The organism is Spirilliplanes yamanashiensis (assembly GCF_016863475.1).
GTDB lineage: Bacteria > Actinomycetota > Actinomycetes > Mycobacteriales > Micromonosporaceae > Spirilliplanes > Spirilliplanes yamanashiensis.
In genome coordinates this window covers 1-18,989 of sequence record NZ_BOOY01000046.1, presented here as the reverse complement: position 1 = coordinate 18,989, position 18,989 = coordinate 1, and the positions used below count along the sequence as shown (strand labels likewise).

At 75.9% G+C, this 18,989-nt stretch carries 17 protein-coding genes; 5 read left to right on the top strand and 12 right to left on the bottom strand.

Translation table 11 applies throughout. The features are described from left to right. Positions 1-89: 89 nt before the first annotated feature. A complete protein-coding gene (locus Sya03_RS30425; RefSeq protein WP_203941906.1) occupies positions 90-731 on the bottom strand; it encodes a LiaF domain-containing protein in 642 nt (213 codons plus the stop codon). Further along, positions 728-1,165: a PspC domain-containing protein gene (locus Sya03_RS30420; protein WP_203941905.1), complete on the bottom strand. Its 438-nt coding sequence runs from the start codon at positions 1,163-1,165 to the stop codon at positions 728-730. Before Sya03_RS30420 ends, Sya03_RS30425 begins: the two co-directional genes overlap by 4 nt. 199 nt (positions 1,166-1,364) lie before the next feature. Here Sya03_RS30420 and Sya03_RS30415 point away from each other — a divergent pair, with 199 nt between their 5' ends. The 3 genes from Sya03_RS30415 (at position 1,365) to Sya03_RS30405 (ending at position 6,418) form a co-directional block, all read left to right on the top strand. Continuing rightward, positions 1,365-2,927, top strand: coding sequence for an alpha/beta hydrolase (locus Sya03_RS30415; protein ID WP_203941904.1), 1,563 nt, complete (start codon positions 1,365-1,367; stop codon positions 2,925-2,927). 186 nt (positions 2,928-3,113) lie between these two features. After that, a complete protein-coding gene (locus Sya03_RS30410; protein WP_203941903.1) occupies positions 3,114-4,301 on the top strand; it encodes a Gmad2 immunoglobulin-like domain-containing protein in 1,188 nt (395 codons plus the stop codon). After that, positions 4,298-6,418, top strand: a complete 2,121-nt coding sequence (locus tag Sya03_RS30405; protein ID WP_239107972.1) for an alpha-galactosidase — start codon at positions 4,298-4,300, stop codon at positions 6,416-6,418. The genes Sya03_RS30410 and Sya03_RS30405 overlap by 4 nt, the downstream gene beginning before the upstream one ends. Here Sya03_RS30405 and Sya03_RS30400 read toward each other — a convergent pair. Continuing rightward, positions 6,394-7,473 carry a zinc-binding dehydrogenase gene (locus Sya03_RS30400; RefSeq protein WP_203941902.1) on the bottom strand — a complete coding sequence of 360 codons (1,080 nt, stop codon included), beginning with the start codon at positions 7,471-7,473 and terminating at the stop codon, positions 6,394-6,396. The two genes, Sya03_RS30405 and Sya03_RS30400, sit on opposite strands and share 25 nt — an antisense overlap. 56 nt (positions 7,474-7,529) lie before the next feature. Between Sya03_RS30400 and Sya03_RS30395 the strand changes: the two genes are divergently transcribed. After that, positions 7,530-8,981, top strand: coding sequence for an alpha-amylase family glycosyl hydrolase (locus Sya03_RS30395; RefSeq protein ID WP_203941901.1), 1,452 nt, complete (start codon positions 7,530-7,532; stop codon positions 8,979-8,981). Positions 8,982-8,999: 18 nt separating this feature from the next. On the opposite strand, the gene Sya03_RS30390 is transcribed toward Sya03_RS30395, so the two are convergent. From Sya03_RS30390 to Sya03_RS30380, 3 genes are read right to left on the bottom strand one after another with little or no spacing between them, the layout of a single operon-like run. Then, positions 9,000-9,767 (bottom strand): hypothetical protein, encoded by a 768-nt coding sequence (locus tag Sya03_RS30390; RefSeq protein WP_203941900.1) that lies wholly within the window; start codon positions 9,765-9,767, stop codon positions 9,000-9,002. After that, positions 9,764-10,942 (bottom strand): ABC transporter ATP-binding protein, encoded by a 1,179-nt coding sequence (locus Sya03_RS30385; protein ID WP_203941899.1) that lies wholly within the window; start codon positions 10,940-10,942, stop codon positions 9,764-9,766. The genes Sya03_RS30390 and Sya03_RS30385 overlap by 4 nt, the downstream gene beginning before the upstream one ends. A 1-nt stretch (position 10,943) precedes the next feature. Continuing rightward, positions 10,944-11,408: a hypothetical protein gene (locus tag Sya03_RS30380; RefSeq protein ID WP_203941898.1), complete on the bottom strand. Its 465-nt coding sequence runs from the start codon at positions 11,406-11,408 to the stop codon at positions 10,944-10,946. A gap of 256 nt (positions 11,409-11,664) precedes the next feature. Here Sya03_RS30380 and Sya03_RS30375 point away from each other — a divergent pair, with 256 nt between their 5' ends. Then, complete coding sequence (locus Sya03_RS30375; RefSeq protein WP_203941897.1) at positions 11,665-13,038, top strand: wax ester/triacylglycerol synthase domain-containing protein; 1,374 nt, start codon at positions 11,665-11,667, stop codon at positions 13,036-13,038. Here the strand turns inward: Sya03_RS30375 and Sya03_RS30370 are convergent. The 6 genes from Sya03_RS30370 to Sya03_RS30350 form a co-directional block, all read right to left on the bottom strand. After that, positions 12,989-13,471, bottom strand: a complete 483-nt coding sequence (locus tag Sya03_RS30370) for a spore germination protein GerW family protein (protein ID WP_203941896.1) — start codon at positions 13,469-13,471, stop codon at positions 12,989-12,991. The two genes, Sya03_RS30375 and Sya03_RS30370, sit on opposite strands and share 50 nt — an antisense overlap. 118 nt (positions 13,472-13,589) lie before the next feature. Beyond that, a complete protein-coding gene (gene adhE / locus Sya03_RS30365; protein ID WP_239107971.1) occupies positions 13,590-15,854 on the bottom strand; it encodes a bifunctional acetaldehyde-CoA/alcohol dehydrogenase in 2,265 nt (754 codons plus the stop codon). Then, a complete protein-coding gene (locus Sya03_RS31795) occupies positions 15,851-16,279 on the bottom strand; it encodes a hypothetical protein (RefSeq protein WP_239107970.1) in 429 nt (142 codons plus the stop codon). Before Sya03_RS31795 ends, adhE begins: the two co-directional genes overlap by 4 nt. A 141-nt stretch (positions 16,280-16,420) precedes the next feature. Beyond that, positions 16,421-17,134 carry a nitroreductase family protein gene (locus Sya03_RS30360; protein WP_203941895.1) on the bottom strand — a complete coding sequence of 238 codons (714 nt, stop codon included), beginning with the start codon at positions 17,132-17,134 and terminating at the stop codon, positions 16,421-16,423. A gap of 107 nt (positions 17,135-17,241) precedes the next feature. After that, on the bottom strand, positions 17,242-18,207 hold the full coding sequence (locus Sya03_RS30355) for a universal stress protein (RefSeq protein WP_203941894.1): 966 nt from the start codon (positions 18,205-18,207) through the stop codon (positions 17,242-17,244). A gap of 160 nt (positions 18,208-18,367) precedes the next feature. Continuing rightward, positions 18,368-18,766, bottom strand: coding sequence for an Hsp20/alpha crystallin family protein (locus Sya03_RS30350; RefSeq protein WP_203941893.1), 399 nt, complete (start codon positions 18,764-18,766; stop codon positions 18,368-18,370). Positions 18,767-18,989: the final 223 nt, after the last annotated feature.

The window sequence follows — 18,989 nt, the reverse complement described above, 5'->3', positions numbered from 1 at the left end:
GACCGGCCCGGCCGCGGCGATCCCCCCGGCGGCCCACCGGCCGGCGAGGGGATCGAGGGACGGGACGGCGGCCCGGCCGCCGGGACCGGTCACCCGTGGCGCAGATCGATGGAGCCGACCGCGACGTCGGCGTCCAACCGGACGGCGTCGGCGTCGTCCGGTCCTTCCGTCCACACCGGGGCGTACCCCTGGTCGGCGGTGCGGCCGTCGACCCTGATGTCGCCCAGCCCGGTCCGGGCGTCGACCCGGACGCCGGCGGCGGGCACGACGATGCGCAGGTCGCCGACCCCGACCCGGACCGTGACCCGGCCACCCGCCGGCAACGGGTTGCGGGTGAGATCGACAGTCAGCTCGCCGGCGCTGATCGTGGCCTCGACCGGCCAGTCGGCGGCGGCCGGCACGACGGCCCGGGTGCCGACCGGGCCGGCGAAGTGGCCGGTGGGCAGCGGGGCGAGCAGGGCCGCGGCGGCGAGGACGACTCCGGTGCCGATCAGCAGGCCGCGCCCCTCGCGCGCCACCAGCAGGGCCGCTCCGACGACCACCAGTCCGGCCGCGGGCGCGAGCCGCCACGGTACCGAGACGCCGAGCTGGTCGAGGAACCAGCCGGCGCCGACCGCGACGATCAGCACGCCGGCGATCAGCCGGCTCCAGCGAACACCCTCGCGGGGGCGGGTCGCGGTGCTCGGCACCGGCGCCGCGGTCGTGGCGGGCCGGTCGGTGACGGCGGTCATCGGGATCCCCTCCGCAACGTCGAGACGATGACCAGGAGTCCGACCACAAGGAGCAGGATCGGCCAGACGACGGCCATCTCGAACCACGGCACGACCTGCCGGACGAACAGGACGGTGCCGAGAACCAGCAGCGCCGCCCCGACGACCAGCGACGCCGAGCCGGACCGGGCCGCCGGGGCCATCGGCGCCCCCACCGGCTCGTCACCGGGGACGGCTTCGGGAATCGCGATCCACGCGACGATGTACGCGAGCACGCCGACGCCGCCCGACAGCGCGAGGGCCACCGCGGCGATCCGCAGCAGCACCGGGTCGACACCGAGGTACCGGCCCAGGCCGCCGCAGACACCGCCGATCACCCGATCCGTGCGGCTGCGACGCAGAATGCGAACCTCCGGCGCCGGTCCGATCGGACCGACTGGTGTCTGCGTTGTCATGACACACCTCCTCACCCTCAGCATTCGCGCCGGCCGGGCCGCCGCCCAGGGCCGGGCGACCGCGCCGCCGCGACAGACGTCCCGACTCCCGGACCGCCGGGGTCCGGGACCTTCGGCCCTGTCGACCGCGACCGATGCGGCCCATCGTGGACCCGACCGCGCGTCCGTGCGGTCCCCCCTGGACGGACGGTGGCCAGCGATGATCCGGAGACTCGCCACGATCGTCACGGCGACCGCCGTGGCGGCGGCGACGGCAGCGGCGCCGCCCGCCCCGGCGCGCGGCACGGCGCCGCCCGCCGCACCCGCGCTGGCCTGGGTGGACTGCCAGGACGGCTTCGAGTGCGCGACCGCGCGGGTGCCGCTCGACCACGACCGCCCGGCCGGGCCCACGATCCGGCTCGCCGTCGTCCGGCTGCCCGCGACCGACCCGGCCCGGCGCATCGGCTCGCTGTTCATCAATCCCGGCGGGCCGGGCGAGTCCGGCGTCGAGTTCCTGCGGGCCGCCGGACCGGCCCTGTACTCGGCCGAGGTGCGCGCCCGGTTCGACCTCGTGAGCTTCGATCCGCGCGGCGTTCTCGCCAGCTCGCCGCTGCGCTGCTTCGACACCCTCGACCAGGCGCTCGCGAGCCGCGCGCCGATCCCCACGCCGGTGACCCGGGCAGAGGAACGGGCCTGGGTGCGCCACGACCGCGCGCTGGCCGACGCGTGCGCGAAACGCGGCGGGCCGATCATGCACCACATGGCCACCGCGAACGTGGCCCGCGACCTGGAGCTGCTCCGGCGCGCCGTCGGGGACCGGCAGCTGACCTTCGCCGGCTACTCCTACGGCTCGTACCTCGGCCAGACCTACGCCAACCTGTTCCCGGGCCGGGTACGGGCGATCGTGATCGACGGGATCATCGACCCGGTCGGCTATGCGACGGGCCGCGCCGGCGAGGGCCGGACGGTGCCGTTCCAGCTGCGCCAGCGCCAGGACCAGGGCGTCCACGAGACGCTGCAGGAGTTCTTCCGGTTGTGCGACCTGGGCGGGGCCACGTGCGCGTTCTCCGCGGGCGATCCCCGGCGGCGGTTCGCCCGGCTCGCCGCCCGGCTGCGGGCCGCCCCGGTCCGGCTGCCCGACGGGTCGGCGTACACCTACAACGAGCTCGTGTACAACACCGCGGCCGCCATGTCGTTCCCCGAGTTCTGGCCGCTGCTCGCCCAGCTCCTCGACGCGCTCGACTCCGCCTCCGCACCGGCGGGGCCGGCGGCCGCCCGGCGGGCGCTGGACGCCCTGCGCGCCGGGCCGGCCGGCGGGGCCGGCTACCCGAACGTGGTCGAGGGCGGCCCCGCCGTGCTGTGCACGGACACCGACAACCCCCGCCACGCCGGAGCCTGGGCGCGGACGGCCCGCGCCGCCGACCGTCGCCACCCCTACGTCGGCCGGCCGGTCACCTGGTACTCCAGCATCTGCGCGCAGTGGCCGGGACGCGACCGCGACCGTTACACCGGCCCCTGGTCCGCGGCGACCGCCCACCCGGTCCTGGTCGTCGGCACCCGCTTCGACGGGCAGACCCGCTATCAGAACGCGGTGATCGTGTCCCGGCTGCTGCCCAACGCGCGGTTGCTCACCAACCACGGCTGGGGGCACACGTCCCGGATGGCCCGGTCCGCCTGCGTCGACCGGCACACCAGCCGGTACCTGCTGACCACCCGCCCGCCGCCGGCCGGGACCGTGTGCGGGCCGGACGTGATCCCGTTCGCGCCGCCGCCCGCCGGTTGACCGGCGCCGGGCCGCAGTCGTGGCGTTCGGCCCGGCGGTACGGGTCTTCGGACGCTGCCGGCGGAAGCCCCGGCCGCCGTAGCGTCGGCGGCAGGGAGGCGTCGCACCCGGCTCCTGAGGTGAGTGCACCGCGCCGGTGCACGGCATGCACCGGACCCCGCCTCTCCAACACCGGAGGAGGCAACGATGAATCGAGTGTCGACGCGCCGGCGGTTCGTCGCCGTGGCCGGCGTGTTCGTGGCCATCGCGCTCGTCGTGAGCGGCATCTGGTTCGTGGTGCGCGACCGTGGTGGCGGCGCCCCGACGGCCCCGCCGGCCGGGCCGCCCACCGTGGAACCGGCCGTGCCGCCCACCGTGATGCCGAGCGTGCCGCCGTCGCCGGGGCCGGCGACGATGACCGTCACGATCTTCTTCCACCGCGGGCAGGATGCCGATCCGGCCGTCGTGGTGCCGGTCCGGCGGACCGTTCCGCGGACGGCCCGGATCGCCACGGCCGCCCTGCGGGAGTTGCTCTCCGGCCCGACCGCGGCCGAACGACAGCGGGGCCACTGGTCGCACTTCTCCGCCGCCACGGCGGGCATGCTGCGCAGTGTGCGGGTGAGCGGCGGGGTCGCCCGGGCCGACTTCCGCGACTTCCGGCGCATCATCCCCAACGCGAGCGCCAGCGCGGGCAGCGCCGCCCTGCTGGCGGAGCTGGACCACACCCTGCGGCAGTTCAGCACGGTCCGGGCGACGGTGTACTCCTTCAACGGTGACGTCCGGCTGTTCTACGAGTGGCTGCAGATGGAACCGCCGGCCGGGACGACGCCGACCCTGGCCCAGGCGCAGCGGGTGGCGCGCGACTTCCTGGTCCGGGTGGTCGGCATGACGGATCCCGGGTACCGGGCGGCGCGGTGGCGCAGCGACGCCGTCGCCACCGTCGACTTCCGGCCCCGGGCGGCCGGCGACCGGTCGCCGCGGCCCGGCGGGCCGGTCACCACGGTGGTGCTCGGGAAGGGCCGGACGTCGTTCACCGTGCTGGAGACGGTGACCGGCACCATCCGGGTCGACACGCCGCGCAGTGCCGTGAGCCCCACCGACCTCGCCGTCGTCACGTCGCCGGTCGTGGTGGCCGGTGCGGCGCTCGCCTTCGAGGGCACCGTGTCGGTGCGGGTGGTGCAGGCGACCGGCACCGGCGTGCGTCAGCTGGGCGCCGGGCAGGTCACCGGGGGCGGAGACGTCATGCGGCCGTTCACCGGGACCGTGAGCTTCGCCCCGCCGGGCGCCGGCCTCGGCTGGGTCATCGCCTTCGAGCGGTCGGCGGCGGACGGCGCGGTCACCAAGGCGACGTCGGTGCGGGTCGGCTTCGCCGGGACGGACCGGCCCCGGCCGTGAGCGGCCGGCGACCGGGCACGGTCGGACACGACGCCGGCACCGGCACCTGGGTCCTGCACGGGCGCGCCACCGCCTACGGCCTGCGGTTCGCGGCCGACGGCGTCTGGCACGTGTGGTGGGGGCCCGCGCTCACCCTCGCCCAGGTCGCCGCGCTGCCGCTGCCGCGGCGCGACCACGACGACGTCCTCGGCGAGGAGCTGCCCGGCGAGGGCGGTGAACGGTTCGGTCCCCCGTCGCTCCAGGTCGCCTTCGCCGACGGCACTCGCGCGGTCGAGTGGGCACTCGCCGGGCACCGGATCGACGGCGGCCACCTGTGCGTCTCCCTGGCCGACCGTCACTACCCGCTCGACATCGAGCTGCACTACCGCGTGCACGCCGACAGCGACGTGGTGGAGCGGTGGACCGTGCTGCGGCACACCGGCGGCGGGGAACCGATCAGTGTGTACGGGGTCGACGCGGCGAGCTGGACGGTGCCGGCCCACCCCCGGCACCGGCTCAGCTACGTCGGCGGCGAGGTGAAGGCCGAGTTCCAGCTGCAGCGGATGACGCTGGCCACCGGCGAGGTCACGCTGACCAGCCGGCGCGGGATCACCCGCCACGAGACGAACCCGTGGTTGATGGTGGACCGCGGCGACGCGACGGAGGAGCACGGCGACGTGTGGTCGGTCGTCCTGGCGTGGAGCGGCAGCTGGCGCATCACCGCGCGCCGGACGCTGGCCGGGCAGGTGGCGGTGACCGGTGGCCTCGGCCACGACGGCCCCGCCTGGCACCTGCGGCCCGGCGAGACCTTCCGGACGCCGGTGTTCGCGGGCCTCTGCACCACCGGCGGGTTCGGGGCCACCAGCCGGCAGTGGCACGCGTACGCGAACCGGCACGTGCTGCCGGCGCCCCACGAACCGCGGCCGGTGCTCTACAACTCGTGGGAGGCGTCGGGCTTCGCGGTCGACGAGGCGGGTCAGCGTCAGATGGCCGGCCTCGCCGCCCGGCTGGGTGTCGAGCTGTACGTGCTGGACGACGGCTGGTTCGGCGCCCGGACCGGCGACCGGGCCGGGCTCGGTGACTGGTGGCCCGCCCCGGACCGGTTCCCGCGCGGGCTCCGCCCGCTCATCGCCGAGGTGCACCGGCTGGGCATGCTGTTCGGGCTGTGGGTGGAACCCGAGATGGTCAACCCGGACAGCGACCTCTACCGGCGGCATCCCGACTGGGTGCTGCACATGCCGCACCGCCGGCGCACCGAGATCCGGCACCAGCTGGTCCTCAACTTCGCCCGGCCCGACGTGGCCCGGTGGGCGCACGCGTGGCTCGACCGGCTGCTCACCGAGAACGCGATCGACTACCTGAAGTGGGACTCCAACCGGCCCTTCACGGAGCCCGGCTGGCCGGGGGCCGACGACGCGCAGCGGCTCTTCGCCGACCACACGCGCGCCGTGTACGCGATCATCGACCGGCTCCGCGCCGACCACCCGCGGTTGCGCGTCGAGACCTGCGCCAGCGGCGGCGGCCGCGTCGACCTCGGCATGCTGCGGCGCGCCGACCAGGCGTGGCCCTCGGACAACACGGACCCCGTCGACCGCATCGCCATCCAGGACGGCTACGGCCAGGTCTATCCCTGCCGCACCATGGGCGCCTGGGCCGGCGACAGCCCGAGCCGGGTGACCGGGCGCGTGGCGTCGCTGCGCTTCCGGTTCCACGTCGCCATGGCGGGCGCGCTGGGCGTCAGCGGTGACCTGCGGGCCTGGCCGGAGGAGCAGCGGCGCGAGTCGGCGGAGCTGATCGCCGCGTACCGGCGCATCCGGCACATCGTCCAGGACGGGGACCTCTACCGGCTCACCGAGGCCGCGGTGGACCGCACGACCGTGGTGCAGTACGTCACCGCCGGCGCGGACGAGACGGTCGTGCTGGCGTGGCGGGCGGTCAACCGTCCCGGCGAGGTCGACGTGCCGATCGTCCGCCTGCGCGGGCTGGACCCCGGGGCCCGGTACCGCGACGTCGACAGCGGGGCCGACCACGACGGGGCGGTCCTCCTGCACGCCGGACTCGACCTCTGGCTACCGGCCGGCGACCAGGCCAGCGTCGTGCTGCACCTGCGGCGTCAGCCGGGCCCGCCGGCCCCGTAGTCGAGCGCCACCTTCACCGCCGCCTGCGGGTGCTCGTCCAGCCAGCGGTAGGCGGCCGGGGCGTCGCCGAACGGGAACCGCCGCTCGAGCATCCCCTCGACCGACACCCGGTCGGTGTAGAGCAGCCGGGTCGCGGTCTGCAGGACGCGGCGCCGGTCCCACAGGGGCGCGTGCCGGTCCGGCGCACCCCAGGCGCCCACGGAGGCGATCAGCGAGAGCCGGTTGTGGTGGAACTCCTCGCCGAGCCGGAGATGCGCGGCACCGCCCTGGTAGAAGCCGGCCGCCACGACGGTGGCCCCCAGCCCGGCCGCCGCCAGGGCGCCCTGCAGGCCGCTGTCGGTGCCGGACACCTCGATCGCCACGTCCATGCCGCGCCCCTCGTTCAGGTCGCGGATCCGCACGCTCAGCGGGCCCTCGCCGGCGGGGTCGAGCACGTGACCGGCCCCGAGGCGCAGCGCGAGCTCGCGGCGGTGCGGGTCCGGGTCGACGCCGACGACGGTCTGGATGCCGTCCAGCCGGCACATCTGGACGGTCAGCAGCCCGATGACGCCGAGCCCGTGCACGCTGACGGAGTCGCCGAGCTTGATCTCCGCGTCGTGCACGGCCTGCAACGCGACCGCCGCCAGGCTGACGAACAGGGCCCGCTCCAGGCGCTCGCCGGTCGGCAGCACCACCAGCGGGTAGGTGGCCCGCAGCGACGCGGCGACGTCCAGCACCGTCTCCTCCTGGTGCGGTGTTCCGGTGTGGACGAGGTCGCCCACCCGGACGGCGGTGACCTCCGCGCCGACCTCGACGACCTCGCTGACCATCTCGTAGCCGAGCGTGACCGGATAGGAGGAGGCGCTGCCGGCGGCCGGCGCCACGAACGCGCGCAGGCCCCGGTCGAACACCCGGTCGGCGAAGGCCGACGTGCCGCGGTAGAGGTTCAGCTCGGTGCCGTGGCTGACCCCGCTCATCCGGGAGCGCAGCCGCACCTCACCGGGCCGCAGCGGCCGGGACGGCTGATCCGCGAGCCGCAGCCGGCGCGGGCCCTCCAGCAGCAACGTCCGGGACACGAGCGCCTCCCCCCGTCAGCGTACCGCCGCGGGAGGCGGCCGGTTACGGTGAACGCGTGCGAAATCAGGTTCAACTGATCGCGTACGCCGACCGGCTGGGCGGATCGCTGCCGGCGCTCACCCGGCTGCTGGAGGGTCCGCTCGCCGGGCTGTTCGGCGGCGTGCACGTGCTGCCGTTCTACCTGCCCTACGACGGCGCGGACGCCGGGTTCGACCCGGTCGACCACCGCACGGTGGACCCCCGCCTCGGCGACTGGGCGGACGTCCGGCGGCTGGGCCGGTCGCTGGACGTCGTGGCCGACCTGGTGGTCAACCACGTCTCCGACCGTTCCGCCGAGTTCCGCGACGTCGTCGAGCGCGGCGGACGGTCGCCGTACGCGGGCATGTTCCTGACCTACGGACGGGTGTTCCCCGCGGGGGCGACCGAGGACGACCTGGCGCGCGTCGTGCGGCCGCGGCCCGGCCTGCCGTTCACGCCGGTCCTGCTCGGCGGCCGCCGCCGTCTGGTGTGGACGACCTTCACCAGCCACCAGGTCGACCTGGACGTCCGGCACCCGGCCGCCCGGCGGTACCTGAGCGAGGTGCTGCGCCGGCTGGCCGGCAACGGCGTCACGACGGTCCGCCTCGACGCGGTCGGCTACGCGGTGAAGACGGCCGGCACGTCGTGCTTCCTGACGCCGGAGACCGTCGACTTCGTCCGGGATCTCACCGCCGAGGCCCACCGGCTGGGCCTGGAGGTCCTGGCCGAGGTGCACGCGCACCGCCGCCACGCCACGGACATGGCCCGCCGGGTGGACCTGGTCTACGACTTCGTGCTCGCCCCGCTCGTGCTGCACGCCGTGTTCACCGGCGACTGCGGGCCCCTGCGCGCCTGGCTGCTGCGGCGGCCGGCCGGCTGCGTCACGGTGCTCGACACCCACGACGGCATCGCCCTGGTCGACGCGGGACCCGGCGCCGAGCCCGCCGACACCGGCCTGCTGTCCGGCGCCCAGCTCGACGCGCTGGTGTCCACCGTCTCGGCCAACAGCGGCGGCACGAGCCGCACCGGCACGGTTCCGGGGCGGGTGGACGGCCACTACCAGATCAGCTGCACCGCGTACGACGCCGTCGGCGGCGACGACCGGCGCTACACGCTGGCCCGGCTGCTCCAGCTGTTCGTCCCCGGCATCCCGCAGATCTACTACGTGGGCCTGCTCGCCGGGCACAACGTCCCGCTCGCCGCCCCGGACGGCGACGCACGGGAGATCAACCGACGCGCCTACCCGGAGGCCGACGTGACGCAGGCGCTGAACCGGCCGGTCGTCCGGGCGCTGACCCGGCTCATCCGGCTGCGCAACGCCCATCCGGCCTTCGGCGGCGCCTTCACCCTGGCGGACGCGCCGCCGGGAGAGCTGCGCATGGCCTGGCACGCGGCCGGCGCCCGGGCGGACCTGTGGACCCGCCCGGCCGACGCCGCCTTCCGGCTGACCGTCACCGAGGGCGGCGACACCCGCACCATCACCGGCTGACCCGGCGGGACCCGGCGGTCAGAGCTCGCGGGCCCGGGCGCGGCGGACGGCCAGGGCCAGCAGTGCCACCGTCGCGGCCAGCGCGACCGCCACCGGGCCGAGGTGATCCGCGGTCGTGGCCCCGGTGACGAGGGCCGCCGGGGCGGTGAGCAACCGGGTGGGCAACCAGTCCCCCACGCCGTGCACGAGGCCCGCCACCGGGAGAACGACGAGCAGGACGACGACGGAGACGCCCGCGGTGGACAGTGTGCTGCGGCCGACGGTGGCGGCCGTGGCGACCACGGCGACGGCGAACAGCAGGAACACCGTCTCCAGCGCGACGCCCCACAGCACCGGGCCGGCGGGCAGCCCGCCCAGCAGCAGGGACGTCTCGAACCAGGCGGCCGCCGTGCCGAGGACGTAAGCGGTGACGGCGAGGGCGGCCGTGGCCACGAAGCGGGGCCAGATCAGCGCGAACGGCCCGGTCACACGGGTGCGGTAGAACGTCGCCAGCCCGCGCCGAGCGTCGAACGACAGCACGCCCGCGGCGACCACCAGCAGCACGATCATGCCCGTCTGGCTCCCCTGGCTGACGAAGTTCACCAGGCCGTGTTCCGGCTCGGGCACCGGGGCGACGATGGTGACCTCGGACGAGGCGTAGGCGGCGATCTGCGCCATGTACTTCGCCATCAGGGGTCCGGCGAGGCCGAAGAAGACGTAGACCAGGATGACCACGGCGCCGCGCGGCGAGCGGGTCAGCCGCAGCCACTCCAGGCGCCAGGGGTTCATCTCGCGGGTGGCGGTCATGACGGCTCCTGTCCGTTCGTCAGGGCGAGGAACGCGGTCTCCAGGTCGGCGGCGAGGGGTTCGCACGCCACCAGGCCGGCGCCGCAGGAGGCCAGCACCTCGGGGATGCCGCGCTCGCCGTGCCGCATCGTGTCGGCGTCCACGCGGATCTCGCCCGCGTCCCGCAGCTCGACGCGCCGCACCCACGGCTGGGCGCGCAGCTTCCCGGCGACGTCCTCGGCGGCCCCGGACAGCCGGATCAGCCACCGGGGCGCCAGGTGCTCGTCGACGAGGGTGCGGGTGCTGCCCTGGTAGAGCAGCACGCCCGCGCGCAGCACCCCGACGTGGTCGGCGACGCGCTGCACGTCGGCGAGGATGTGGCTGGAGAACACGACGGTGCGCCGGCCGCGCATGGCGGCCACCAGGTCCAGCATCTCCGCCCGGCCGGCCGGGTCGAGCGCGGACGTCGGCTCGTCCAGCAGCAGCAGTTCCGGGTCGCCGACGAGGGCGGCGGCGAGCCCCAGCCGCTGCGTCATGCCGCGGGAGAAGCCGCCGACGCGCCGGCCGGCGGCGTCGCCCAGGCCGGTGAGCCGCAGCGCGTCCCACACCGCCCCGGGGCCGAGCCGCGGCGCGACGTAGTGCCGGGCGAGGTCCACGACCTCGTAGGCGGTCAGCCACGGCTCGAACTCCGGCACGTCCGGGCAGACCGCGACCGCCGTGCGCGGCACCCCCAGCTCCACCGTGCCGCTGTCGGCCCGGCGGGTACCGGTCAGGATGGACAGCAGGGTGCTCTTGCCGGCGCCGTTCGGGCCCACCAGCCCGTAGACGACCCCGCGGGGCACCCGCAGGTCGACGCCGAACAGGCCGGCGCCCGCCCCGTAGTCCCGGGTCAGCCCGTGGGTGGCGACCATCGGCGCGTCGGTCCCGGACTGCGGACCGGGCGACAGGACGGGTGGCGCGGGCGGCGTCGTCGGCGGCACGGCGCCGCCCGCGGTGACCGGACCGGTGGAGCCGCGGGCGAGCAGCAGGTACGCCACGGCCCCCCACGGCATCGACAGGACGATGAGCGGCGCCCACACCCACTTCGGCAGGTACGGCGCGCGCTCGGCCCGGGCCAGCCGGACCAGGGCGTAGGCCGCCAGCCCGACGAGCAGCAGCGCGACGGGCAGCAGCGCCAGGGCGGTGGTCCGGTCCATGTCAGCGGACCCTCCCGTCGCCCCGGTTCCCGCCCGCGGCGGCACTCAGCAGGATGGCGACCTGGGCCACGATGCCGATGATGCTGCCCGCCAGCGCGAAGCCGAGGACCACCCGCGTCACGAGCGCCCAGCCGACCGCGTAGGCCGAGAAGTCGAACGGGAACACCTGCCAGATCCGCACCAGCGCCGCCACGCCGATGCCGGTGCTGACGATGTCGCCGAGCGCCACGAACCAGCGCGGGTCGTAGAGGACGCGGGCCATGTTGGTGGCCACCGCGGCGGCCATGGACAGGTTGACGAGCAGCAGCACCCGGGTGGTGTCGCCGGTGAGGAACGGCACCGCCTCCCATCCCGGTGCGCCGTTGAGCAGGTACAGCAGCACGACGTTGACGCCGGCGGCGACGGTGTAGCCGGCCCGCCGGGAGGCGACATTCGGTCGCCGGCGGAGCTGTGTGGTGGTGGACATGACGGCCTCCTGTGGCGACGCGTCCTCCCGTTGCCCCCGCGGGATGGTCGGTGACGGGGCGGCGCCGTCGGCGTCGAGCCACCGGCGAGCAGCACCTCGGCGGCCGCCGACACCCCCCTCCTCTCCCCTCAGCCTGCTCAGCGCGCGCCCGGGGCGGCAGAGCCGAACGGCCCCGCCGCGCGGGGCCCTCCTACCGGCGTTCCCGACGGGCCGTCCGGCCCTGTCGGCACCGCCCGGCCGGACGGACGATGCGGAGGTGGGCACCATCCCGGTCGACCGCGCCAGCGACGCCGATCTCGCGTTCCTGGCGATGGACGCCGGGCCGGTGCCGGAGCAGTTCGGGGCGGCCGTCCTGCTGGACCCGGGCGGCGAGTTCGACCCGGCCCGCGCGGAGCGGCTCCTCGCCGAGCGGCTGGCCGCGGTGCCGCGGCTGGGTCAGCGGCTGTTCCGGCCGCCGCCCGGATGCGGCCGGGCGGTCTGGGCCGACGACGACCGCTTCGATCCACGGCGCCACCTGAGCCGCCTGGCCTGCCCGTCGCCGGGCGACGAGCAGGCGCTGGTCGACACCGCCGTCCGGCTGGTCGTGGACCGCCTGCCCCGGGACCGGCCACTGTGGCGGGCCGCCCTCGTGACCGGCCTCGCCGGGGGCCGGGTGGCACTCGTCGTGGTCCTGCACCACGCGGTGGCCGACGGGATCGGCGGGCTGGCCGTCCTGCGTGACCTCGCGGATCCCGCCGGGCCCGCCGTCGCCCCGGCCGCCCGGGTCCCCCGCCCGCGGCCCGGCGCCCGGCAGCTCGCGGCGGACGCCTGGGCGGCGCGCCGGCACGCCGTGCGGCGGGCGCGGACGACGTGGCGGCAGCTGCGGGCGTCGATGGCGGCCGGGGGCGGTCTGCGTCCCGAGCGGGCGGCGCCGTGCTCCCTGCTGCGCCCGACGGGACCACGCCAGCGGATGACCGTGGTGCACGCCGACGTCGCCGCCGTGCGGGCGGCGGCGCACCGGCTCGGCGGCACCGTCAACGCCGCCCTCGTGACGGTGGTCGCCCGGGCCTTGCACACGGTGCTGCGGCACCGCGCGGAGGCGGTCGGCCGGGTGATGGTCGCGGTGCCCGTGGCGGCCCGCCGCGAGACCGTCAGCAGCGGGCTGGGCAACAAGGTCAGCCCGCTGGTGCTGGCGGTGCCCACGGCGGCCCGGCCCGCCGAGCAGGTCGCCGGGGTCGCGGCGGCCGTGCGCGCACGCCGCGGCCTCGCGACCGGTCCGCCGCCGATCGCCCTGCTCGGCGCGGCGTTCCGCATCGCCGCCGGCCTGGGTGGTTACCGCTGGTACATGACGCGCCAGCGCCGGATCCACACGGTCGTCAGCTACGTCCACGGCCCCGACGTGCCGCTGCGTTTCGCCGGCGCACCGATCCGCGCCGTCATCCCGCTCGCGGTCAGCCAGGCCGGCAACCTCACGGTGCGGTTCGAGGCGCTGTCGTACGCCGGCACGCTGACGGTCACCGCGCTGACCGATCCGGACGCCTTCCCCGACGTGCCGGTCCTGGCACGCGCCCTGCGCGCCGAGCTGGACGCGCTGACCGCCGTCACCGTGCCGTGCCCCGGGCCAGGAAGCCCGCCCGGCGGCGCCGGGTGACGGTCCACCGGCCCCGGTGAACGCGCTGCGTGGAGCGGGCGGTGCCCAGGGCCCGGACGACCAGCAGCGCCACGACGGCCACGAGCTGGCCGCCGGCGATGATCCGGTTGACGTCCACCGCCGGACGCCAGCGCACCGTGCCGTCCTTGAGGACGAAGACGCCGAGGGGCGTCGCGGACATCCCCATGCCGCCGCCGGAGCCGCTGCCCGAGCCGCCTCCGGACCCGTCACCGGAGGCCCCGCGCCCCCGGGCCTCCGCGCCGGCGGGCGCCGTGATCCCGGTGCCGCTGCCGCCACCGCCTCCGCCGCCGACCCGCGCGACGGGCAGGACCACCACGCCGTCCCGCACCACCGGGGTGCCGAACGCGCGATCCGCCCGTGCGTCCCCGATCGCCTCGCGCACCACGTCGGCCAGCGCAGTCTGCTGTGTCATGTCGTCCGCCTCCTGTGGCCTCCGCCGCGGCGCGCACGTCCGCGCACCGCCGGCGCCCCCCAGCCTCGCGCCGCGGGCCGCGGCCGGCCAGGGCCCTTGGACCCGTACCGGGTCCGGCTCACCGGCCGGTGTGGTGCGGCGGCGCGGGGTCGTCCGCGGTGTGTCGCTGATCGGCTGCCCGCCGGCTGCCGTAGTAGGCGGCGCGCATCAAATCCTGCATGTCGTCGAGCATCGGCATGCGGGGGTTGGCCGGGGCGCACTGGTCCTCGTAGGCGTTGACGGCCTGCTGGGGCAGGGCCGCCAGGAAGGCGTCCTCGTCGACGCCGGCGGCCCGGAACGACGGTTCGATGCCGGCGGCGTCGCGCAGGCGTTCCACCGCGGCGGCGTACGACTCGACGCCCTCCTGCGGGGTGGCCGCCGGCAGGCCGAGCATGCGGGCGATGTCCTGGAAGCGTTCCGGGGCGCGGTAGTTCTCGTACTTGGGCCAGCCGGTGAGCTTGGCCGGGGTCGAGCCGTTGTACCGGATGACGTGCGGCAGCAGGATCGCGTTGGTCCGGCCGTGCGCGATGTGGAACGTCGCGCCCAGCGTGTGCGACATCGCGTGCACGATGCCGAGGAACGCGCTGCCGAACGCCATGCCGGCGATGGTGCCGGCGTTGTGCATCTTCTCGCGGGCCTCCGGGTCGGCGGCGCCGTGGCGCACGGCCCGCTCCAGGTGGCCGAAGATGAGCTTCACGGCCTGCAGCGCCGGGCCGTCGGTGAAGTCGTTGGCGTAGACGGACACGTACGACTCGGTGGCGTGGGTGAGCGCGTCGAAGCCGCTGTCGGCGGTGATGACGGGCGGCAGGTCGGCGGCGAGCACCGGGTCGACGACGGCCACGCTCGGCGTCAGGGCGTAGTCGGCGAGCGGGTACTTCTTGCCGGTGACGGTGTCGGTGATGACGGCGAACGGGGTCACCTCGGCGCCCGTGCCGGACGTGGTCGGGATGCAGACCAGCTGCGCCCGCTCCCCCAGGGTCGGGAACTTGAACGCCCGCTTGCGGATGTCGAAGAACTTCTCGCGCATGTCGGCGAACACCACCTCGGGGTGCTCGTAGCGCAGCCACATCACCTTGGCGGCGTCCATCGCCGAGCCGCCGCCGAGCGCGACGATCGTGTCGGGCCGGAACGAGCGCATCAGGTCCGCGCCGCGGTCGACCGTGCCGACGCTCGGTTCGGGCTCGACGTCGTCGATGATCTGCAGCGCCACCCGCTCCGGCCGCCGCTGCAGCACGGTGATCAGCCGGTCGACGTACCCGAGCCGGGTCATCGTGTGGTCGGTGACCACGGTGACCCGGTGCACGTCGGGCATGTCGGCCAGGTAGCGGATCGCGTTCGGCTCGAAGTAGATCTTCGGCGGGACCTTGAACCACTGCAGGTTGTTGGTGCGCCGGCCGATCCGCTTGACGTTGATCAGGTCGACCGCGGTGACGTTGTTCGACACCGAGTTGCGGCCGTAGCTGCCGCAGCCCAGGGTCAGCGACGGCAGGAACGCGTTGTACATGTCGCCGATGCCGCCCTGCGACGCCGGCGCGTTCCAGATGATGCGCACCGCCTTGAGCCGCCGGCCGTACTCCTCGGCCAGCCGCTCGTCCTCGGTGTGCACGACCGCGCTGTGCCCCAGGCCGTTGAGCTCGACCATCCGCTCGGCGTGGCGGATGCCCTCGTCGGTGGACCCGGCGCTCAGCACCGCCAGGACGGGGCAGAGCTTCTCCCGGGTCAGGGGCTCCGCCGGGCCGACGTGGTCGACCTCGGCCAGGATCACCGACGTGTCCGCCGGGACCGTGAAGCCGGCCTGCTCGGCGATCCACGCGGCGCTGCGCCCGACGACGGCCGGGTTCAGCCGCGCCCCGGCGCAGTCCGACCCGCCGGCGGCGGCGCCGAAGATCAGCTCCTCGAGCAGGCGCTTCTCGCCGGGGGTGGCGACGTGGGCGTGCAGCCGGCGGAACTCGGCGAGGGCGGCGTCGTACACGGCGGCGTCGATGATGGCCGCCTGCTCGGAGGCGCAGATCATGCCGTTGTCGAACGACTTCGACAGCACGATGTCGTGCACGGCGCGGCGCAGGTTCGCGTCGCGGTGCACGTACGCGGGCACGTTGCCGGCGCCCACGCCGAGGGCGGGCTTGCCCGCCGAGTACGCGGCCCGCACCATGCCGTTGCCGCCGGTGGCCAGGATGGTCGACACCCCGGGGTGGTTCATCAGCGCGCCGGTGGCCTCGACCGACGGCTGCTCGATCCACTGGATGCAGTGCTCGGGGGCGCCCGCGGCGACGGCGGCGTCGCGGACCACCCGGGCCGCCTCGGCGCTGCACCGCTGGGCCGACGGGTGGAAGGCGAAGATCATCGGATTGCGGTCTTCAGTCCCAGCAGCGCCTTGAAGATGGTCGTCGACGTCGGGTTGGTCACCGGCGTGACGGCGCAGACGACACCGACCGGCTCGGCGATCTCGACGATGCCGTTGATCTCGTCGCGGGCGATCACCCCGACCGTCTTGAGGCCCGCCATGTGGTTGGTGACGTGCTCGCACGCGAAGATGTTCTTGACGGCCTTGTCCTCGAACACGCCCCGGCCGGTCTCGGCGACCGCCGAGCGCGCCAGGTCGCCGTGCCGGCCGAGTGCCGCCACGGACGCCTTCGCCACGATCTCGTCGATGCGCTCCTGGGTGAAGCCGGCGTAGTCGTCCAGTGCCTTGAGCCCGTTGCCGACCAGGGTCTCGATGGCCACGCCCGGCTCGGCGGGCAGGGGGGTGGTCGCGGTGGCGGTGGTCATGGCGGAACGCTCCGATCGTCGGTGCCGGCGCTGCCGTCCGGTCACACCGTGATCGTCGCGTCCCGGCACCGGGCGCCGGTGGTGTCCAGGGTCCCGAAGGTGCGGGCCGGAAGTCCCGTCGGGCGGCTGCGCCGCCGCGGGTCAGCCGCCGGCGGGCCCCGGCACGGACACCCGGACCGCGACGGCCGGGTGCGCCCCGGCGCCGGTCGTCAGGTGCGCCGCGACGGTCACGACCAGCCGGTCCATCGCCGCGGCCAGCGCGACCGCCGACAGCGCGCGCCCGGCGCTCAGCCAGCCGCCGGCGGTGTCGTCCGGCGCCTCGATCAGCGCGTCACGCGAGCGCCTGCCGTCCGGCCGGGCGCCGAGCACCCGGAGGCGGGCGCCCTGGACCGCTGCGGCCTCCTCCAGTGTGGACCGGACGGTCGCCGGCATCGTGGCCCGGCCCGGCAGCGCCGCGGTGCGGGTCCGCAGCGAGACCGCCTGGTAGGCGCGAACCGCCGCCGGCGTCGCGGTGCCGAGGTCCGAGACGCGGACCGTGGCGAGCAGGTCCGGCCTGCCGGGGTGCGGGAACGGGCACACCACCGCGCGGGCGCCCTCGCCGGCGAGCGCCGTCAGGGCGTGGTGCAGGGCGGATCCGCAGTCGACCACGTCGCGGACGTGGGCGTCGGGCCCGGCGGCCGGACCGCCGGGGACCAGGTACAGGGCCGCCGTGTCGCCGGCCAGGTGCCACCGCCACGGGCGCGCGCCGCCCACCAGGGGCGCCTTGGCGGCGGCGGCCGCGGCACGCCCCAGGCACTGTTCGGCGCGGGCGTGCCGGGCGCTGGCCGCCCGGTCGGGGAAGACGATCGTGGACATGCCACGACTGTCGCCCCGGCGGCCGCCCGGCCGTAGGGTCCTTTGCCCCGAAACGGCCGGGACCGGCGGACCGGGCGGGTCGCCACCGGCCCGTCGGGCCACTCGCGTCAGCCCACCAGGAACACCGGGCAGTGCGCGCGCTGGACCAGGGCCCGGCTGACCGAGCCGAGCGGGGCCGCGCCGGCCCGGCTGCCCCGGCCGCGGCGGCCGAGGACGACCGCCGCCGCCCTGTCGGAGGCGGCCACCAGCGCCGCGACGGCGGTGCCGGGCACCCGGCGGTGGTGGACCCGGACGCCGTCCGCGTCGGCCAGGCGGCCGGCCGGCTCGTCGGCTGCCGGGGCCTCGCCGGTGGCGTGCAGCATCACGACGTCGCACTCGCGGGCCCGGGCCTCGGCGAGGGCGAACTCGACGGCGGGCGTCGAGTCGGGTGAGTCGTCGACGCCGACGACCACCGGCCGGGACGCGAACTCGGGCCCGGGCGGCCAGCCCGGCACGCGGACCACGAGGACGGGGCCGTCGTGGTCCGCGGCGATCCGGGCCCCCACCGTGCGGCCGAACGCCGCGCCGACCGCGCCGTGCCGGGAGCCGACGACGACGAGCCCGGCGCCGTGCGCTTCGGCGAGCAGGGTGGTCGCGGGCGCGCCGACGACGAGCCGGCCGGCCACCGCGACGGTCCGGGATCGCGCGTGGACCCGGTCGGTGAACTCGGTCAGCAGCGCGGCTCCCCGGTCGCGGCGGGCGGACCCGCCGCCGTGCTGGACGTGCAGCAGGCGCAGGTCCCAGCCTCGCAGCTCGGCCTCGATCGCCGCGTGGTCGACGGCGACGAAGCTGGCCGGGGAGTCGTCCACCCCGACGACCACCGTTCTGGCGGACGGCGGGACGGTCGGCGGGACGGCCGGCGGGGCGGAGCCGGTGGGGTGCGCGGCCGGCGTGATCCGGTGCGGCGCCGTGGCGGTGTAGCCGGCCACACCGAGGTAGCGGTTCACCACCTCCCCGTACCGGGTCGGCGGCCCGCCGGCGCCGGCCCGGCGGCGGGCTTCCTGCTCGATGCGTTCGCGCTCGATGTCGGTCATGGCACACCTCCCGCGTCGTGCCACACCTCCAGTGGACCGCGTCACCGGCCGATTCATCAGGGCCGATGGTCCCGTTGTGGGACCTCGGCATCCGGCGGGCGAACCGGCGCCCCGGCAGCGGACGGAGCCCGGCCCACCGGGCCGGGCTCCGTCCGGGACATCAGCTGGATCCAGCCGTCCCGATGGTGATCGGGATCGCCTTCGCCGTCGGCGCGGGTTCGCCGACGAGCGCGCTGATCTCGAGGATGCCGTCGGTGTACAGGGCGGTGAGAGTGTCCGCCTTGACTCCGGCCGGCAGCGGGACCGTGCGGTAGAACGAGCCGTAGTGGAACTCGGAGCGCCCCTTCTCGGCGTGCGTCTCCTTGCGCTCCACCCGCAGGTGCAGCTCGCCGTGCTCGACGGTCAGCTGGACGTCCTTGGCCGGGTCCACGCCGGGCAGTTCGGCGCGCACCACGTAACGGTCACCGTCCAGTCGCTCCTCGATCCTGATGCCGGCGCCCAGCGTCGGCAGCCAGGACAGGCCCATGAGGTCGAACGGGGTCCGGACCAGTGTCGTCATGAGCCACCTCCTTCTCGCGTTGGTTGCCCCTCCATTCGATCGTCCCGGTGCGGTGCGGCCCAGGGGCGAACGGCCCCCGGTGATCGCCGTCCGGCGGCGGCCACCGGCGGTCGATCAGCCGCTCGATCGCGGGCCCGGCGGCGATCAGCACCACGAGCAGGACGACGACGACCAGCAGCGCGGCGGGCATGGCCGGCTCACTCCCTCCCGGCGATCATGGTGG